General features: G+C 60.9%; 16 protein-coding genes and 1 pseudogene. 15 read left to right on the top strand and 2 right to left on the bottom strand.

What is annotated here, in order from left to right; genetic code table 11:
• From ASD03_RS25580 to ASD03_RS25560, 5 genes are read left to right on the top strand one after another with little or no spacing between them, the layout of a single operon-like run.
• Positions 1-1458, top strand: a complete 1458-nt coding sequence (locus ASD03_RS25580) for a DUF6212 domain-containing protein (RefSeq protein ID WP_107028307.1) — start codon at positions 1-3, stop codon at positions 1456-1458.
• The gene (locus tag ASD03_RS25575; protein WP_057217257.1) at positions 1448-4123 is read left to right on the top strand and encodes a glycosyltransferase; all 2676 of its coding nucleotides are present in this window, start codon (positions 1448-1450) and stop codon (positions 4121-4123) included. Before ASD03_RS25580 ends, ASD03_RS25575 begins: the two co-directional genes overlap by 11 nt.
• 36 nt (positions 4124-4159) lie before the next feature.
• The gene (locus ASD03_RS25570; protein WP_057217255.1) at positions 4160-5338 is read left to right on the top strand and encodes a polysaccharide pyruvyl transferase family protein; all 1179 of its coding nucleotides are present in this window, start codon (positions 4160-4162) and stop codon (positions 5336-5338) included.
• Positions 5339-5380: 42 nt separating this feature from the next.
• Positions 5381-6553: a polysaccharide pyruvyl transferase family protein gene (locus tag ASD03_RS25565; protein ID WP_057217254.1), complete on the top strand. Its 1173-nt coding sequence runs from the start codon at positions 5381-5383 to the stop codon at positions 6551-6553.
• Complete coding sequence (locus ASD03_RS25560; protein ID WP_057217253.1) at positions 6528-7667, top strand: hypothetical protein; 1140 nt, start codon at positions 6528-6530, stop codon at positions 7665-7667. The genes ASD03_RS25565 and ASD03_RS25560 overlap by 26 nt, the downstream gene beginning before the upstream one ends.
• Before the next feature lie 213 nt (positions 7668-7880).
• On the opposite strand, the gene ASD03_RS25555 is transcribed toward ASD03_RS25560, so the two are convergent.
• Positions 7881-8258, bottom strand: a complete 378-nt coding sequence (locus tag ASD03_RS25555) for a hypothetical protein (RefSeq protein ID WP_025431406.1) — start codon at positions 8256-8258, stop codon at positions 7881-7883.
• A 10-nt stretch (positions 8259-8268) separates the two neighbouring features.
• Entirely contained in the window at positions 8269-9183 is a 915-nt protein-coding gene (yghU, locus tag ASD03_RS25550; protein WP_025431405.1) for a glutathione-dependent disulfide-bond oxidoreductase, read from the bottom strand.
• Positions 9184-9592: 409 nt separating this feature from the next.
• Here yghU and ASD03_RS25545 point away from each other — a divergent pair, with 409 nt between their 5' ends.
• The 10 genes and pseudogenes from ASD03_RS25545 to ASD03_RS39320 form a co-directional block, all read left to right on the top strand.
• Entirely contained in the window at positions 9593-10702 is a 1110-nt protein-coding gene (locus ASD03_RS25545; RefSeq protein WP_057208311.1) for an extracellular solute-binding protein, read from the top strand.
• A gap of 160 nt (positions 10703-10862) precedes the next feature.
• Positions 10863-11849, top strand: a complete 987-nt coding sequence (locus ASD03_RS25540; protein WP_057217251.1) for an ABC transporter permease — start codon at positions 10863-10865, stop codon at positions 11847-11849.
• Positions 11849-12643 (top strand): ABC transporter permease, encoded by a 795-nt coding sequence (locus ASD03_RS25535; RefSeq protein ID WP_025431402.1) that lies wholly within the window; start codon positions 11849-11851, stop codon positions 12641-12643. The genes ASD03_RS25540 and ASD03_RS25535 overlap by 1 nt, the downstream gene beginning before the upstream one ends.
• Positions 12643-13728 (top strand): ABC transporter ATP-binding protein, encoded by a 1086-nt coding sequence (locus tag ASD03_RS25530; protein WP_057217248.1) that lies wholly within the window; start codon positions 12643-12645, stop codon positions 13726-13728. Before ASD03_RS25535 ends, ASD03_RS25530 begins: the two co-directional genes overlap by 1 nt.
• Positions 13729-13821: 93 nt before the next feature.
• A complete protein-coding gene (locus tag ASD03_RS25525; protein WP_057217246.1) occupies positions 13822-15315 on the top strand; it encodes an NAD(P)/FAD-dependent oxidoreductase in 1494 nt (497 codons plus the stop codon).
• A gap of 9 nt (positions 15316-15324) precedes the next feature.
• A complete protein-coding gene (locus tag ASD03_RS25520) occupies positions 15325-15825 on the top strand; it encodes a hypothetical protein (protein WP_057217244.1) in 501 nt (166 codons plus the stop codon).
• Positions 15822-16397 (top strand): peroxidase-related enzyme, encoded by a 576-nt coding sequence (locus tag ASD03_RS25515; protein ID WP_025431398.1) that lies wholly within the window; start codon positions 15822-15824, stop codon positions 16395-16397. The genes ASD03_RS25520 and ASD03_RS25515 overlap by 4 nt, the downstream gene beginning before the upstream one ends.
• Before the next feature lie 39 nt (positions 16398-16436).
• On the top strand, positions 16437-17048 hold the full coding sequence (locus ASD03_RS25510) for an XRE family transcriptional regulator (protein WP_063997110.1): 612 nt from the start codon (positions 16437-16439) through the stop codon (positions 17046-17048).
• Between the two features lie 45 nt (positions 17049-17093).
• The gene (locus ASD03_RS25505; RefSeq protein WP_199197094.1) at positions 17094-18176 is read left to right on the top strand and encodes an NAD/NADP octopine/nopaline dehydrogenase family protein; all 1083 of its coding nucleotides are present in this window, start codon (positions 17094-17096) and stop codon (positions 18174-18176) included.
• Between the two features lie 179 nt (positions 18177-18355).
• A pseudogene (locus tag ASD03_RS39320) lies at positions 18356-18526 on the top strand (glycine C-acetyltransferase); the annotation flags it as partial.

The following is an 18526-nucleotide window of genomic DNA, read 5'->3' as shown; positions in this document are numbered from 1 at the left end:
ATGGGGCCTCGGCTCGGTTTGAAAAAGCTGCTTCTGGCATCGGATCGCGATCGGGCGATCTTGCAGGGCAGCAATGTTGCCCATCTGGTGGACTATGTGGAAGCCGACGGTGGTTCCTTCGACACGTTGAAGGATACGTTTCCGATCGCCGCGGTCGCCTTTTCCGACAAGGCAGAGGTGGACCTGAAGAAGGGGCTGGCGCGACTGTCTGCCTTGCGAACGCTCCCGGAGCTGGCGGTCCTGCGTCTTGACCCGGTCAATGTGGCGGAGAGCTCGGCGCTCCTGCGTGCGCTTGCCGAAGACGGAGTAGGCCGGCTCGCCCGATATTCGGCTTCGATCACGTCGGAACTCGCCATGCTGAGGCGTGAGCGCGAAGAACTGTTCGAAAACTATCGCCTTCTGGAAGACGCCTTCCATGCGCGAAACTGGGAGCCGGTTGCCGAAGTCTTTGCCCATGATCCCTTTGCCGATCCGAAGGACGAGGGTGTAGGGCAGCTGTTGAGCAGCGCGTTCATCGAGCAGCTCCTGCCCGTCTCGAGCCTCGGGGTCGCCGGCTTCGCGCTTCACCTGCACTCATTGCCGAAGGGCAGTGGAGAGCTCATCGTCACTTTGAACTACCTGGAAAGTGGCGAAGGCGTGGCGGAATGGAATGTTCCCTATGTCGGCCTGGTTTCCGGCTGGAACTTCTTTTCTCTGCCGCGTGCCTGCGGCGGCGCGGCAAGGACACTTCGCCTGCGCGTATCTGCAAGCGGCTCCGACGCGCTTGGCCTTTCGCTCGGGCACCACATCGCCAGCGAGCGCTACTCGGCGCGATCGGAACATCCGCATCCCGACCTTGACCTGCGCCCGCTTGCGTTCCGGGTGTTTACGGGGCTGCCCGGGGTCAAGCCCGCCAGCACCGCGAACATGATCGCTCCCACCAGTTTGCTGGAAGGACAATTCACCGTCGATTACAGGCTGGGGATCGAGAAGCTCAGCCAGATCACTGACGTTTCGGTGACCCAGATCGTCCCGGATTTCCAGACGATCCGGTTCCTCGAACACGAACATGCGATCGTCTGCCACCCGCTGCCGACCGGTATCTCAGCCGGGGCGATCAACCGCGCCATCGAGCCTGGCACCGTCTCGTTGTCGGCAAGCGCCATTATCGATCATCCCAAGGGCGCGCCGGCAGCAGTCAGTTTTCTCCTGAGCCCCGCCAGTTCGAACGCGCGCGCGGAAGTCGCCGAGCTCGCGCGCAAGGGTTCGGTGAAACCTTCGACCCTGTTCAGCGGCTGGCGCGAAGTCGGTGCCCAGCAATCCATCAGCATCAGCATGCAGATGGACGAAGCGATCCGCGTGCCAATGGATCTGATCATCCTCAGCCGGGCCGTGGATGAGACCGTCGATTTTTGCTGGCTCAAGTTGTCGAGCTTCCGACTGGTAAAGCAGTCGACGGAGGCCCTGAATGCCAGGTAATCCAGAGGCCGATCTCATCGCCATCGCGATGCCGCTTTACGGTCATGCGGCGCTTGTCCTGGAAGCCATCGAATCCGCTCTTGGGTCCGATCTGAACACATCCAGGCTCGCGATCGTGGTTTCGGTCGATGGCGACCCGTGCCACGAAACGTTCGACCAGCTGTTGCTCTATGCTGCGGTCCATCCGTTCATTCACGTGATATTCGGCCGCAACGCGGGGCCAGGTGGTGCCCGCAACCGCGCCATCGACTTCATTCTCGAGCATCTGCCCGAGGCGCGGGCGGTGTATTTCCTCGATGCCGACAATCGTGTTCTGCCTCGCACCATAGAGACACTCTATGAAAAGCTCGGCAGCAGTGCTTGTGGCTGGGTCTATACCAACATCGATACGTTCTCCGTGTCCTGGCGCGCGCATTACGGAAATCAGTATTCGCGGCTGGCGCATTGCATCACGGACAACATTTGCGACACGGGATCGCTGATTTCCATCGACGTTTTCCGCGCCGGCGTGCGCTTCAGCGACGACCGGCAGAACGGATTTGAGGACTGGGAATTCTGGTTGTCCTGCATCGAGAATGGCTTCGTCGGGGTGCCATGCCACGACACGGTCTTTGAGTATCGGTTGCGCGCCGAAAGCCGTTTCAAGGAAGCCAACCGGGAGCGCGCTACTTCGGTCAGTTACCTCAGAAAACGCCACAAGGCTCTGTATCGCCGCCCGATGCTCGTCGATTTCGAGCATGAGGAAGCGCCGCGCTATCTCTTCGCCCGAACCGAAAATGCGTCGATCTCGCTGTTTACCGATCCGACCAAGGCACCAACCGTGCTTCGGCTGGACGACATCATCCCGGCGTTCTGGGCAAATGTCGGCGAACCCGACAATGCACACTTCCCGCCCTTTCTCGTGGCGGGCAGTGGTTCGGCTTTCGATCTCTTATTGCGCTCGCGCATGCTTCCAAACATTCTCGCCCACCTGGAGCGGTTGAGCGAAAATACCAACGCGTTGTTCGTTCAACTTGCAAATGACGGCGTGAAGCGTGGGATCGAGGCGGTTGCACTACCGGCAGGTTCACAGAATGTCGGCCCGGCTGACCTTGTTTTCCTTCCGACGCCGCTGGTCAGAGACGTGATCCAGAACAACGCGCTGGAGTGGTTCGCATCGATCGGCAACCAGCAGATCTGGCCGACGGTGACGCTGCTGAAAGTTCGCTTTCCCTTCCCCAAGAGCCTGTCGCGCCGTTCGCTGATCACGCCGCAGCAGATGATGATCAATTGCATCAATGCCATTGCTTCCAGCCCCTTGCGCCATACGGCGGGCAAACGGTGGACATGGCGGCCTTCGCGGCTGGTGCCCTATGGCGAGCTATACAAGGAGCTGCGAAGGGAAGTCGGCGGTTCGCCGGTCCTGCCGCTCGGGCACAGCTCCGGCAAGCGCACTGCGGCTCTGCTGGTGCCGAACGCCTCTTTCGGTGGGGCCGAAAAGGTCATTTATGCTGTCGCGCGCGAGCTGAAGCGAACCGGTTTCGAAACACATCTGTTCGTGCTCGGCAGCGCCAAGATGGATGTCATCGACGAATTCGATGCGAGCTTTGATCACATTCACTTCTGGGATGCCGGCGTTCCTGCATGGGGCGGGTCGGGCTCATTCCTCGGACAGGATTTTATCGCCGACGAGCATGGAGTCGATTGGCAGGCGTTGAAGGGCCAGCTGTCTGGTTTCGATCTGGTGATCAACAACCATGTCATGGCCGTCCATCCCCTCATCGCCCGGCTGCGTTCCGAGGGAACGCGAACGGCATGCTATCTTCACGTCGTCGACAACACCGCGTTCAAGCGCCCGGCGGGCCAGCCTTTTGCCGCGATCGCTCACGAACATTGCTACGACGCGTTCCTGACCTGCTCCGAGCAGTTGAAGACCTACCTGCACAGTTTCGGCGTGCCCCACGCAAAGGTCTTTGCCGTCTCCAACAGCGCGGGCTTTACGGTGCCACCGAAAGTCCAGGCAGACGTGATCGCCGCCCGACGGCAGCCGCGCGACGATGCGCGCTTGCACGTGCTCTACATGGGGCGGCTTGATCGGCAGAAGGGGATCGACAGGCTGGCAGCGACGCTGTCCGAGCTTCGAGCGAGGAATGTTCCATTCGAGGCGCGTGCCGTCGGTGGGGAGATTCTTGCCGACTCGAGCGTCTCATGGACTGAACGATTGAAGGATCTCTCCGTCGACGTCCGTCCACCGGCCTTCGCCAGCAAGGAACTCGTCAAGGCACTGTCCTGGGCGGATGTGCTCGTCATGCCGTCCCGTTGGGAAGGCGCGCCGCTTGCCATCGCCGAGGCGCAGCAGCTCGGATGCGTTCCGATTGCCACGGCGGTTGGAGCCGTCGACGAACTCATCATCGACGGCGAAGACGGTGTGCTGATCCATGCGGCGGCCGATCCAGAAGTCGTCAGGTCGATGGCACAGGCCATCGAGGCGGTTGCCCGCAACCCAGACCAACTTGCTCCGCTGATCGAAGGCTGCATCAAGACTGCATCCCGTCGATCGTGGACATCCTCGTTTTCGCAGTTTCTCGCGTGGTGCGACACCTGGGTCGATAACTCTTCCCAGTCAAGAACGGCCGTCTTTCCAGCGGATCCAGCGGTAGACGCCGGCATCCGGGCGGCCAGTTGAGCCCACGCCGGTTTTTCAAGCAGAAAGGTCGATTGCATGCCTGCAAGGATTCTTGTGACCGGTATTCCCGGTCACTACACCCGCCTCGTCAATGGCGCCCACGGTTTGTCCGTCTCCTATGCGGAGCGTCAAAAACAGCCGGAGACGAAAGAGGAGTTTCTGCAGGAGTTGCGCAATATCAGCAACACCGGCAACTACCTCATCGGCGAAGGTGCCCTGCGCGCGCTTTCACCCCACGCCAAGCACGTGCCGTTCTGGCATCTCTATAATTGCGCCAAGAATGGCGTCGGCCTCGACGAATTCAACTCGAACTTCGACATCTGCGTCTTCACCTGCGCCAATCTGCTGCGCAAGGGGCTTTCGGCCGACGCGGAAGCCGATGTGCTCGAGCAGCTCAAGATGCCGATCGTCATGCTCGGCATCGGTCAGCAGAACCGCAAGGACCTGGAGAACAATCTGCCAGAGGGCACGAAGCGGCTGCTGGCCATTCTCAAGGAGCGTGAGCACTTCTTCCTGACGCGCGGCTTCGAGACGGAAGGTTTCCTGAAAGATCAAGGCTTTAACTTCGTGCGGCCGACCGGTTGCCCGTCCGTCTATTTCATGCCCGACAACATGCGGAAATCGCTCAGAAAGCTGCCTGAGGTCGATGTCGGCAAGGCGCGCACCATTTTCTCCGGTTACCTTGGCGGCAACCAGGATACGGTCCTGGATGCCAAGGCTCTGCCTGGCGGCGACAGCGTCCCGCAATATGTGGTCCAGGACGAGTTTCTCCACTTCGACATGAGCGTCGAGCCCAATGGGGAGGGGCGCGTCTACGACACGGCGTCGGGCACCATGGTGGGCAACCTCGCCTATCCCGGCGCCGACAGGCTCGGCAAGCCATTCCAGGTGCGCACCTTCTTCGACACCAACCAGTGGCGAGCCTGGGCTTCGTCGATGGACTTCAATCTGGGTCGCCGTTTCCACGGCTCGATCATTGCCATGCAGGCGGCCGTACCGAGCCTGATGGTCGCGGTGGACGACCGCATGCGCGAAATGCTCGGCTACACCGGATTGCCTGCAGTCGACATCAACGAGATCGACAGCGCCGAGAACCGCAGCGAATTCGTCGCCGACCATCTGGGGAAGCTCAATGCTTCGGAGCTCGTCGACAGATATTCCGATCGGGAGCGCACATTCCGTTCGACTTTGCGGGAAATCGGCATCGGTCACTAGCAGAACTCGGCATCCTCCCAAGCGCTCGTTCAAAGGACAGTTATGCGTATCTTACTTACAGGGATCCCCTCGTATCTGCAGCGCACGATCGGCTCAGTTGCCGGCATGACGGTGCACCATCGCCCCTATTTCGACGAGGTGACGGCGAAGAAGGACTTCCTCTCCCAGGTCAGGCGAATCGCCAATACCGGCAATTATCTGATCGGCGAGGGTGCTGCACAAAGCCTGCGGGGGCACGATGTCACCTATGTGCCCTTCTGGCACCTGGTCAACAATCGCACCTCGGACGATCTCTACGAGCAGGCCAACCGCGAATTCGATATCTGCGTCTTCGCTTCCGCCAACCTGTTGCGGCCCGGATATTCCGCCGATCTCGAAGCCGAGGTTTTCGCCAAGCTGAAGATGCCCGTTGTGGTGATGGGCATCGGCATCCAGCGTAAGGAAGGTCTCAAGGAGTTGCTGCCGGCAGGCACGCTCAAGTTCCTGGACGTGCTCAGGAACAGGGAAAGCTTCTTCCTGACACGCGGCTATTTTACCGCGGAGTTCCTGAGAGAGCAGGGGATGAAATTCGTCAAGCCGACGGGCTGCCCTTCGCTCTATTTCGCCCCGAACGAAATGGTCCGATCGCTCACGGCACTCGCCAATCCGGCCTTGGCGGACGCGCAGAAGATCGCCTTCGGTGGTTACCTCGGCAGCGTCGCCGACACGATCGTCGACGCGCACGCACTACTGGGGCCGAAGTCCGTTGCCAGCTATGTGGTCCAGGACGAGGTCATCGCCTACAATCTCGATCTGCCGGGTGAGGATACGACCCCGGTTTACGATCGCGCCAGTGGACGTATTACCGGGGCGACGCAGTACAAGCACAAGGAGAAGTGGCAGCGCGAACACGAGCTGATCGCCTTCTTCGACACAAACCAATGGCGAGGCTGGACGACGACCAGAGACATGTGTTTCGGCCGTCGATTCCATGGCTGCATCATCGGCATGCAGGCCGGCGTTCCGGCGCTGATGATCGCGGTCGACGACCGCATGCGCGAAATGCTCGAGTTCATCGGCTTCCCCTATATCGAGGCGGCGACCTGGAATCGCGAGGCCGACAAGCGGACCTATCTTTCGAACTTCCTTTCCAAGATCGACGCAGAGGCGGCCGTCGACCGTTATCGCGCCTGTGAGACCAACTTCAGAAATGTGCTCGGCCAGATTGGGATCTGAGCGCGTGGCATGGAAGGTTGCGGCGCGCAAAGTCCTTCTTTGCGCGCTGATTTCGCTTCTTGTCTTCGAGGCCAGATCGGCGATCGCACAGGATCAACACCCGGCGGCGATCGTCGGGATCAATAGGGTCAATCTCGCTTGGCAGACACCCGACGAGCAGAGAAAAATCCTTGGTGACATCGCCGCGAGCGGCGCAACCCACGTGCGGCTATCCCTGTCGGCCCCGGTAGACAAGAGCATCGACGCGGTCGAGATCGCTCATGGCCTCGGCTTGAAGATCCTGCTGGAGATTCAGCTCGCGAATCCCGACTACTACGCGGACGAGGTTCGTGCTCGAACCGGCTTCGGTCGTATCTGGGACATTCGCCGCCTCTCCGACCTCGATCCGGCGAAGTACCGCGAAAGCCTCAAGGCGGCATTGCGCAGATTGGACGATGCAGGCGTTACGCTGATGGCCGTCGAGCCCGGTAACGAGATCAATTACAGCGCCTACAATGGCGATCTCGTCGTTTATCGAAAACCCGGTGCCGTCACACCGCGCCGTGTCTCCGACATCCGCAACAGGCAGGCCTTCGAGCGAGGACTGGCAACCTATGTGGAGGTTGCCAGGATTACCCGGCAGGAGCTGAAGGCGACGATCCATAGCCGCGACGCGGTGGTCGTTTCTGCCGGCTTGTCCGACATGAGCGCCGGGGAGGCGGATCATAGGGGCATGGAGCGCCTGGACCCGGAAGAAGTGATCACCCTTCTTAAATTGCGTGGGCTCGATGAGTATGTCGACGCCTATGGCATTCACGTCTATCCGGGACGTAAGGCAGGGCCGAAGCTTGCCGGCTATATCCGCGAACTCCTTCGTTTCTGCGGGGCAGGGGACACAGGTAGGCCCTGCTGGATCACCGAATGGGGCGTGGCGAACTCCGCCCGTTCCTGCCCGCTCGACGACCAGAAGCGCACCGGGGCGGTGGCGGCGATACGATCAGTTTTTAGCGACCTCATGTCGTCAGGGCGATTGGAAGCCGCTTTCTATTATGACTGGGATACCAACGCCGGCTACGGTGTCTGGCGATGCGGCCAGCTCAGTTCTGCCGGTATCAAGGCAATCGCTCCGAACTAGCTGACGGCCCTCAATCGGGGCAGCTTGCGCGTGGGGGCGAGGATGGCCCGCATTTTGCAGCAGTTCCAGCGCCCTTCAGGCGTCGTGTCGAGGCATTGTCGCCTCCAGGTTCGGAGAGTTTGCATCCGCCCTACGTTTGGCTCAGGTCGCCGTTGATCCCCGTATCTGCTGGTGCGGGCCGCTAACAGGCGCACTGGTCGCGGCCCGTTACCTTCATACCTCGAAGACGTCCTCGAACGATTCCGGGAAGCTCTGGCGAGCGACCTTTTCGTTGATGACGAGCAAGGCTTCATAGGACACCGGGTCGAAGTCCTTGTCCACAGCCAAGACCTCGCGGCCGAACAGGAGGTTCAGCCGGGCGGCGTCAAGATTGCCACGTTCGAACGGTTCCGCGCCGAAATGATGCCAAAGGGCGTGGAGGAATGCCGCGTCGATGCGGTGCGCTCCCGAGCCCGGCCGGGCATGGCGGGGCAACGCCTTGATCGGCGTTGCCCCCTTTGGATTGGCGCGACGAATCACGAACTGGATGCCTGTACCCGGCATGGCGTAGGGAAATCCCCGGTGTTTCGTCATATCAGGCAGCTTGGCCATTCCACTCTCCTTACGCGGTCTCTTTCTGGGCGATCTTATCCTGCGTCTTCGTGTCGAAGTCGGAGGCATCGTGGCGTTCGTGCAATTGTTCCGACGGATCACCGCTCAGGCGGTTGACCATGCGGCCGCGCTTGACTGCCGGACGCGCCGCGATTTCGGCCGTCCAGCGCTGGACGTGCTTGTAGCTCCCTACATCGAGAAAGGTACCGGCGTCGCCATAGGTCTGGTGAAGGGCCAGGCCGCCATACCAGGGCCAGATGGCCATGTCGGCGATAGTGTATTCGGACCCGGCCATGAACCGATTGCCTTCGAGATGGCGGTCGAGCACGTCGAGCTGACGCTTCACTTCCATGGCGTAGCGGTCGATGGCGTATTTGATGTGCATCGGCGCATAGGCATAGAAATGGCCGAAGCCGCCCCCGAGAAAGGGCGCGGAGCCCATCTGCCAGAACAGCCAGTTGAACGTTTCCGTGCGGGCGCGAAGCTCGGTTGGCAGGAAGGCGCCAAACTTTTCGGCGAGATAGAGCAGGATGGAAGCAGATTCGAAAACGCGAACCGGCGCTCCGCCACCCTTCGGCGCGTGGTCCATCATCGCCGGGATCTTGGAATTCGGATTGGCCTCGACGAAGCCGGAACCGAACTGGTCGCCATCGCCGATGCGGATTGGCCAGGCGTCGTATTCCGCGCCCGAATGGCCGGCAGCCAGAAGCTCTTCCAGCATGATCGTGACCTTCACGCCATTGGGCGTGGCGAGCGAATAGAGCTGCAGCGGATGTTTGCCGACGGGCAACGCCTTGTCATGGGTCGGGCCGGCAATCGGGCGGTTTATGCTGGCAAACGCGCCGCCATTGCCCGCTTCCCAGGTCCAGACCTTAGGAAGTGCATAGCCGGCGGGGAAATTATCGGCGGGGGATTTCTCGGTCATGAAAATTCAACCTTGTCTTCTCGGAAACACGTCACTCTGCCGGGTTTGGCATCTCTCGATATAGGAAAGCAATCACTGTTAATCACGACTTTGAGCGAGGAAACCAGAGAGACCGTGCTGAGCGATTTCCGTCAACCGGACCTGCGCGCTTTTTCTCGGGTTCGATTTCACCCATCACGGTCGATGATCCCAGTAATTTTCCTGCAAAGCTCGCTTGACATTCGTCCATTATACAGGTCAATTCCTGTTTAGCGGACGCAAAGTTCGGTATACCGGACAAAGGCGGGGAGGCCTTTTCGACAGATCGCGCTGAGGCACCATGTTGCCTGCGGACAAATGCGCCCAGTTGGTGCGTGAACATTCCAAAATATCTGCTCTCACAAGTCAAAACTAAAAAAGGGGGACTTAAATGAGTGAAATTGTATCCATCAATCGTAGAACGGCGCTGAAACTGCTTGGTGCGGGAGGGGCTGTTCTTGCGGCGCCTTACATTATTCGTCCGCGCCCGGCCTGGGCCGACAATGGTGTCCTCAACATCACCACCTATGACAAGTTCCTGCCGCAGGAATTCATCGACAAGTTCCAGAAGGATACCGGTATCGAGGTTCGCATCCGTCTGACCGACGACCAGGGCAAGCAGTACAACCTGCTTACCGCCGAGGGTGCCAATCCGTCGACCGATATCGTCACCGTTGCCGGCCACCGCTATTCACAGTTCATCAGCTCAAAGCTGCTGCAGCCGCTCGACACCGGCAAGATTGCCAACTGGAAGAACCTCAATCCCGCCTATCAGGACGCGCCCTGGGCGCGTGTCGACGGCAATCTGTGGGGTCTGCCAATCCTGGCCGGCTACGAGGGTCTCGCCCGCAACGTCGACTATGTGAAGGAGGCGCCGAGCTGGGAGATCATGTTCGATCCGCAGTTCAAGGGCCAGACCTCCTACATCGTCAGCGATTTCATGACCATCGTCATGCAATATCTCGGCCATGACGGCGATTTCGTCAGCTATGCCGGTAAAGCGGACGTCGCCCAGAAGGCGACCAACGAGGCGCGCGACTTCCTGATCAAGAACAAGGACATGGTTCGCAAGTACTATGATGCCGGGTCTGAAGTGCAGCAGATGTTCATCAACGAGGACATCTATCTGGCCCATTCGTGGTCTGGGCCGGCCGCCAAACTGATCATCGACGGTCATCCGATCCAGCTGTCAGTGCCGAAGGAAGGCACGTTCGGCTTCTGCTACACACTCAATGTCGTCAACAACGCGCCGAACGCAGAGAATGCCTACAAGCTGCTCGACGCCATCCTGGCGAGCCCGGAAGTCGGCGCTGCAATGACCCGCCAGTCGGGCTACAGCTCGACCATGAACGGCGTCGGCGATCTGCTCAACGAACGCGAAAAGCTCGCCTCGACGCTTCCGCAGGAAGAAGTCGAGCGCATCATCTTCTTCTCGTCGGTCAACCGCGACATGAAGAACGAAATGATCGACCGCGCGACCACAGAGGTCAAGGCGGCCTGATCAGGCGGCGCTTCGCATAGCTTGCACCTGTCCCGGAGCGCTTCGGTAAGCTCCGGGACGGCTGCCGGTCTGCTGGCCCCTTCCAGCCAACAACGCGCAAGGACTGACTGCCGGCGACGCCGCGCGGTGCCGGTCGGGCTGCGCCAACCGAGATCGTTCAATGGTGAGTAGCAACACGACAGCCGGATACGGCACGGTGCGCGATGCCCCCGTACCGAAATATTCGACGGGGATAGCCAAGGTGGTCAACTCCGCGCTTTACCGGCACACGCTGGGAGCGGCGGTGGAATCGCGGATCGGTCGCATCATCCTTCTGGCCGGTGTGCCGATGATCTGGCTGATCATGCTGCATGTCGGGCCGATCTATCAGATGCTGAAGATCAGTCTCCTTTCCCATTACCCGGTTCAGTCGGGCGTGGAGTCGCGCTTCACTCTCGACAACTATGCTATCTTCTTCCGCGAGGCGATCTACTTCACGCCGCTGATCAAGAGCTTCATCTTTGCCACTGTCGCGACCGCTGCGACCCTGGTCGTGGTCTATCCTGTTGCCTACTACGTCGCCAAGATCGTCAGGCCCGAGGGACGCTCCAAGGCGCTGCTGTTGTTGCTCGTGCCGTTCTGGGCCGGCGAGCTGATCCGGACGTTTTCGGTGATCATGCTGCTTGCTAACCGCGGCGCCGTGAATGTGCTGCTGCGCGAAATCGGCCTGATCGACCGGCCGATCCCGATGCTTTACACGTCGTTCTCGCTGGGCTTCGGGCTGGTCTACCTGATCTGCCTCTACATGCTGTTGCCGCTTTATTCGGCGATCGAAAAGATCCCGTCGCCGTTGCTGGATGCGGCTGCCGATCTCGGCGCCGGGCCGTTCACGCGCTTCCGCCGGATCATCCTGCCGCTGTCGCGCGATGGCATCGTATCGGGCTGCTGCCTGGTCTTCCTGACATGTATCGGCGTCTTTGCCACCCCGATGCTGCTCGGCGGCCCCAACACCGTGCTGTTTCCCGAAACGATCAGCGGTTTCTTCCATGGTGCCAGCGACAAGTGGCCGGTCGGCGCCGCCTTCGCCCTGATCATGCTGGTGACCGCACTTGTCGCCGCCGCCATCTTCATGCGGCTGGTCGGCGGGCGTAAAAGGAGAGCAATCTAATGCGCAATCTGTTTTCCGATGCCCCGCGCGCATCACTGACCGCGTTCTATTGGGCCTTCATCCTCTATCTGCTTCTGCCGCTCACGCTGATGATGGCCATGAGCTTCAAGGGCGCCAATTTCGTCGCCTTCCCGATCGGGGAGTGGACGTTTGACTGGTACGTCAAGGTGATGCAGGACAAGCAGTTCCTGGAAGCCTGCCTCTATTCCATCATGATCGCGGGAGCGACGACGCTTGCGGCGACAATCCTCGGTGTCTGGATCGCCATGCTGATCGTTGCCGAGGGCGTCCGCGGCCAGGTCATCATCTTCGCGCTCGCCTGTCTGCCGGCGGTCGTCCCGGGCATGATCTCGGCGATCTCACTGCGCATCTTCATCTCGACCATCGACATGCCGACGGGTACGGCGGCCGTCATCCTCGGCCACACCGTGCACGCCGTGCCCTTCGTCGTCGTCATGGCGCTCACCCGCCTGCGCTCGATGCCCGGCAACCTCGTCGATGCGGCACGCGATCTCGGTGCCGACAGCGTCGTTGCCTTCTTCCGCGTGACGCTGCCCTATCTCGGACCGGCGCTGCTCGGTGGCATGATCTTCTGTGTGCTTCTGTCGATCGACGATTTTGTCCGCACCTTCTTCCTTGGCGGCTATCGCCCGACCCTGCCCATGCTGATCTTCGCCAAGGTGCAGGGCGGCATGTCTCCTGAAATCAACGCAATGGCGACGCTTGTCCTCGTGGTTACGGCCGCGGTCGGACTGTACGCCGAACATCTCACCCGCCGCGCGAGGACCCGCTGATGGAACCCGTCGTCCAATTCGACAATGTCAACAAGAGCTACGGCAAGCACGTCGCCGTCGACAACCTGAACCTGAGCATCGAGGCTGGCAAGTTCGTCACCTTGCTCGGACCTTCCGGTTGCGGAAAGTCGACGTCGCTTCGCATGCTTGGCGGTTTCGAAACGCCGACATCCGGCCGCATCCTGCTGAGCGGCAAGGACGTCACCAAGGTTCCGCCCAACAAGCGCAACGTCAACATCGTGTTCCAGGACTATGCGCTATTCCCGCATATGACTGTTGCCAAGAACATTGCCTTCGGCCTCGAGCTGAAGGGCCTCGACAACCAGGCGATTCATCGCCGGGTATCGGAACTTCTGGAACTGGTCCAGCTCCAGGACTATGCCAATCGCCTGCCGGCGGAGCTGTCCGGCGGTCAGCGCCAGCGCGTAGCGCTCATGCGCGCCCTTGCGCCGGATCCGGACGTGCTGCTGCTCGATGAGCCGCTTTCCGCACTCGATGCCAAGCTGCGTCAGCAGATGCAGATCGAGCTCAAGGCCATCCAGGAAAAGACCGGCAAGACCTTCATGTTCGTCACCCACGATCAGGAAGAAGCGTTGACCATGTCCGACACGATCGTGGTCATGAACAAGGGCCGGATCGAGCAGATGGGCGATCCCCACACGCTGTACGGCCGCCCCGGCTCGGTCTTCGTCGCCAACTTCATCGGCGAGACCAACCTGTTGCGCAGTACCGTTGTCGGAACCGAAGGCGATGTCGCGGCTCTCAGCTGGAACGGCATCACCATCACGGCAAACCAAGGCGGGCTTTCGCCGAAGGTCGGCGAGCATCTCTACGTGGTCCTGCGCCCGGAGGCGATCCATTGTTCGGCGAGCGAGCCGACCAGCGGAAACCGCATCAAGGGCAAGATCCGTCAACGGGTGTTCAAGGGCAACCACACCTCGCTGATGGTCGAAGTCGGCGCGGGCACCTTGCTCAACACCCTTGTGCATCCAAGCGATGTCGCGCAACTTAACGGCGAGGACATCTGGGTCGGTTGGAAGCCCGAGACGGCGACGGTCATTCCCGACCGGCACGCTCACAACTAATCAACCAACGGCGCGCATCGCATTGGTGCGGGTCCTAAGCAGGCAAGGCGGCCAATGCGAACCCCAAGTTCCATCGGCCGACGGAGGTGAACCATGGCTTATAACGTAGAGACACCGATCCCATCGGCGGCGACGAGCCTGCTGGAGCTGGAACAGCGTGTCCGCGACGATCTTGCCTGCCTGTGCTATCCGCCGGCAAACTGGGTTGTGCCCACCGCCTCTGATGAACAGGTCCATGACGTCGTCGTCATCGGTGGCGGCATGTGCGGCCTGGTCGCCAGTTTCGCTCTGATCGGCGCCGGCATTCAGAATATCCGCATCTTCGATCGCAGCGAGGAGGGCCTCGAAGGGCCATGGCTGACCTATGCGCGCATGGAGACTCTGCGTTCGCCCAAGCAACTAACCGGCCCGGCCTATGGCATGGCCTCGCTCACCTTCCGCGCCTGGCACGTTGCCCAGTTCGGCAATGACGCATGGGCCAAGCTCGACAAGATCCCCCGCCCGATGTGGATGGAGTATCTACGCTGGTACCGCAAGGTGCTCGATCTGCCGGTCGAAAACGGCGTCGAGGTCAAGGCGATCCAGCCCGAGGGCGCTTTCATGCGGTTGACGATAACAGGCAAGGGCGCGCGGGAAACGTCGGTGTTTACCCGGAAGGTGGTGATGGCAACCGGCCGCGACGGCATGGGGCATCCCAGCATTCCCGACTTCGTCGGCGATCTGCCGGAGAAATACTGGGCGCATTCCTCTCACGAGATCGACTTTGCTGCCCTCAGCGGCAAACGGGTCGTGGTTGTCGGGGTCGGCGCATCGGCGGTCGACAACGCCGCCGAGGCGCTGGAAGCGGGGGCTGCCGAAGTCCGCCATCTCATCCGACGCAAGGAAATGCCCTGCATCAACAAACTGATGGGTATCGGCTCGTTCGGCTTCACCGCTGCGTTCCCGCAGCTGGGTGACGCCAGGCGGTGGCAGATCATGAACTACTCGCTGCGCACCCAGACGCCGGCGCCGCGTGGGTCGACGATGCGCGTCAGCCGCCATCCCAACGCCTATTTCCATTTTGACGCCGCCGTCGAAAGTGTCGAACTCGACGGCGACGAAATCGTCATCGAGACGTCGCAAGGCAAGTCGGTCCGCGCGGATTTCCTTATCCTCGGCACCGGCTTTGGGGTCGATCCGCTGGCGCGCAAGGAACTCGACGGCTACGCCGACAAGATCCTTTTGTGGCAGGACCGCTTCACGCCGCCAGCGCGCGAGGAAAATGATCAGCTCGGCCGGTTCCCCTATCTCGCCGACGATTTCAGTTTCCTCGAGCGCGTACCAGGCCAGGCGCCGTGGCTTGCCAACATCCACAGCTTCAACTCGGGCGCTGCCGCCAGCCTCGGCAAGGTGAGTGGCGACATTCCGGGCATCAGCGAAGGCGCGTCGTGGCTGGTGCGGGAGATCGCCGCCAAGCTCTACTCAGAGAATTTCGACCAATATTGGCAGCGTTTACTTGACTACGACACGCCCGAATTGCGCGGCGACGAATGGACGGCATCGCCCTTGCCGGACAGCGTAGCGGTCAACGATCGCAAGCAGGCATAGGAGGATCACATGGCTGAAAACGAGGACGTGATTGCCGCGATCGTCGGCATCGAGCCCGGCAGCGCGATGGCCGGCGTGCTATCGGCGCGCGCGGACATCATGGCGCTTACCCAGAAGACACATGACAGTGCGCTGACGCCGGAAAATCCCGGTGGCCTGTCGCATGCCGAGCGCGCAGCACTTGCCTGGCGCATTGCAAAGATCAATGACCATAAAGCCTTCGAGGATCATTTCGAGGCTTTGCTGGAAAAAGCCGGTGCGCCCGACGCCGCTGCCCGGATGGCCGATATCTGGTTCGATGGTGGCAGCGATATCCGTGCCAAGGCGCTGATCCGCCACGTCGACCTGGTGGCGCATGCGCCGAAGCAGGCAACCCGCCGTGACATCGAATCGTTGCAGGAAGCGGGTCTTGCCGATGACGACATCGTGCGGCTTTCAGAACTCGTCGCCTTCGTCAGCTACCAGATCAGGGTTGCCGTCGGCCTGGAGTTGATGAGGGGGCTGGCATGAGCGAGATCGTGCACGACTTGACCACCGATATCCCGGTCTGGAGGCCTTATGTGACCCCGCTCAAGCTGGCGGACGCGAGCGCCGAGCAGCTCGAAGCGCTCAAGGTCACTCCATCCAACACCAAGGTCTCGGACTATGTGCTGGTGCTGGCGCATGATGTCGAAACGCTGACGCACAGAAGCCCGCTCTTCAACGGTGTGATGTATAATAGTGGCGGCCTGTCACGCGCCGAGCGCGAGATCGGCGCCGTCGGTGCTTCCATCGTCAACCGTTGCGTCTACTGTGCGGCCGTTCATGCCAGTCGCTACAACCAGTTGACCAAAAGCACCGATGTGATTGCGTCCATTTTTGCCGATGGCGTCGATGCCGAGATCGAGCCGCGGTTGAAGGCGATCTTGAAGTTTGCGGTCAAGCTTTCGAAATGCCCGTCCGAAGCAAGCGCCGATGATATGGCGGCGCTGGTGGAGGCCGGTTTAGGTAAGGAGGAAATCCTCGATCTCATCCTGTCCACCTCTCTGTTCGGCTGGGCCAACCGGCTTATGCATACGCTCGGCGAACCGATCAGGGAATGACAGGAGGAGACAAACTCGATTGGCAAAGAGGGACAAGCCATGGTGTTGGTCAACCCGCCCGAGATCGGGCCGCGCTTGCAGGCATATCGAAAAGAGTTGAATCTGACACTCGCCGAACTGGCTGCAATGTCCGGCGTATCGCGCTCCATGCTGTCGGAGATTGAGCGCGGCAATGCCAACCCGACCTACGGAACGCTGTGGCATCTGACGCGTGCGCTCAAGATCGACCTCAACAGTCTGGTCAGCGGCGCAAGCGAAGAGCGCGGCGGTTCCATCATCGACCTCCAGCCGGGAAACCTGACGCCGACCATCCGCAGTGCGGACGGCAGTTGCACGCTGCAGATCCTGTCCCCGGCCAGCATGGTGTCGCTGATCGAATGGTATCTGCTGAGTTTTGAGGCTGAAGGGGAACTGGTGAGCGACCCGCATGGGGCAGGCACAGTTGAGCATCTGCACTGCACCAAGGGTGAGATCGTGGTGCGCAGCGCAGGCAACACCATGATCGTTCGGGCCGGAGAAACGGCGCGCTATGCCGCCGACGTCCCCCATTCGCTGACAAGCGTCGGTCCTGTCGGGGCGGGGGCATTCCTGGTGGTTGCGTCCGGCGATGTCGGGCCGAACACGCCGAGAACGTCGATACGTCCGAAATAACGATCGGCCAGCGGGCCGAATTCATGAGCAGAAAAGGGAATGATAATGCGGGTAGGAATAGTCGGGGCGGGTTCGATCGCTTTTGGAACGGCGGCGCTTGTTGAGCAGCAGGGCCACGAGGTGACCTTGTGGTCGCCATCCGGCGAACGGACGCGTGCCTTGGCCAGCGGCCAGGCGCTGGTTGCGGAAGGCGCGATCAAGGGCACCTTCCATCCGGCCGTTGCCACCAGCGCAAAGGACCTTGTTGCCGGTGCCGAGGCGCTCGTCATCGCGCTGCCGGCCTATGGTCACAAGACTGTCCTCGATGCGATTGCACCGCACATTAACCCGGGACAGATCGTCATCTTCAGTTCGCACGCCTCGTTTGGCGCGCTGTACCTGTCCCGCCTGCTGGCCGCACGCGGGGTCGTCGTTCCGATCGTTGCTTGGGGCACGACAGCTGTGTCGGGCAGGCAGTTGAGCCCGACCTCGGTCAATGTGAACACGATCCGCAAGCAGGTCGATCTCGCGACGGTGCCGGCGTCCGAGAGCGCCAAGGGGCTCTCGATCTGCCAGTCCTTGTTCGGCGACCGTTTCCTCGACCGCGGCAGCCTGATGGCGATCGCGCTTTCCAACCTCAATCCGCAGAACCATATGGGCATCGCGCTCGGCAACATGACCCGCATGGAGCGCGGCGAAAGCTGGAGCCAGGGCCAGAACGTGACGCCGAACGTCGGACGCCTTCTTGAGGATCTCGACCGGGAGCGCATCGCCATCGCCAGCAAGCTCGGACTTGAGGTGCGCAATATCTTTCAGCACTTTCATCTGTCATTCCACGTGCCGATGAGCTCCATCTCCCAGATGAATCAGGAGATGCACGAAGCCGGCAATGGCGGCAGCGGCCCGACCACCGCCGATAGCCGCTACGTGACGGAAGACGTGCCCTTCGGTCTGGTCATGACGGCGAAGATCGGACGTCTCGCAGGCCATCCCGCGGAACTGCACGAGGCGGGCATCCGAATTTTCTCGGCGATGTATGGCCGTGATTTCACCGCGGAGAACGACCTTCTGACGGCCCTTGATCTCGACGCTATGTCGCTGGACGAGCTCAAGGAGCTGTGCCGCAACGGGTTTGCCGCGGCGGCCTGACTTCAGTCCTGATTGCCCGCTTTCACGCGCTCGCGGCAGCCAGCCCGCCGATCGTGCGTGAAGGCCGGGCGATTGTGGCAAACGATCGGGCAACAGCCCGGTCCTCGTTGTTCAATATGGATTTCCCAGTGCTGCGACACGGAAGTGTGTCGCCGGCAAGAGTGAGGCTTTACCCCGCCATGACCAATGCTTTTCTTTCCCACCTCCGCTCAGAACTCGACGGCTTGAAATCATCAGGCCTTTACAAGTCCGAGCGGGTGATCGTCTCGAAACAGGCGGGCGAGATCGAGGTTGCCTCGGGCGAGCGGGTGCTGAACTTCTGTGCCAACAACTATCTCGGCCTGGCCGAC

It is taken from the genome of Ensifer sp. Root127 (assembly GCF_001425225.1).
Classification (GTDB): Bacteria; Pseudomonadota; Alphaproteobacteria; order Rhizobiales; family Rhizobiaceae; genus Ensifer; species Ensifer canadensis.
The sequence above is the reverse complement of the archived record's forward strand: the minus strand, read 5'-3'. Positions and strand labels throughout refer to the sequence as shown.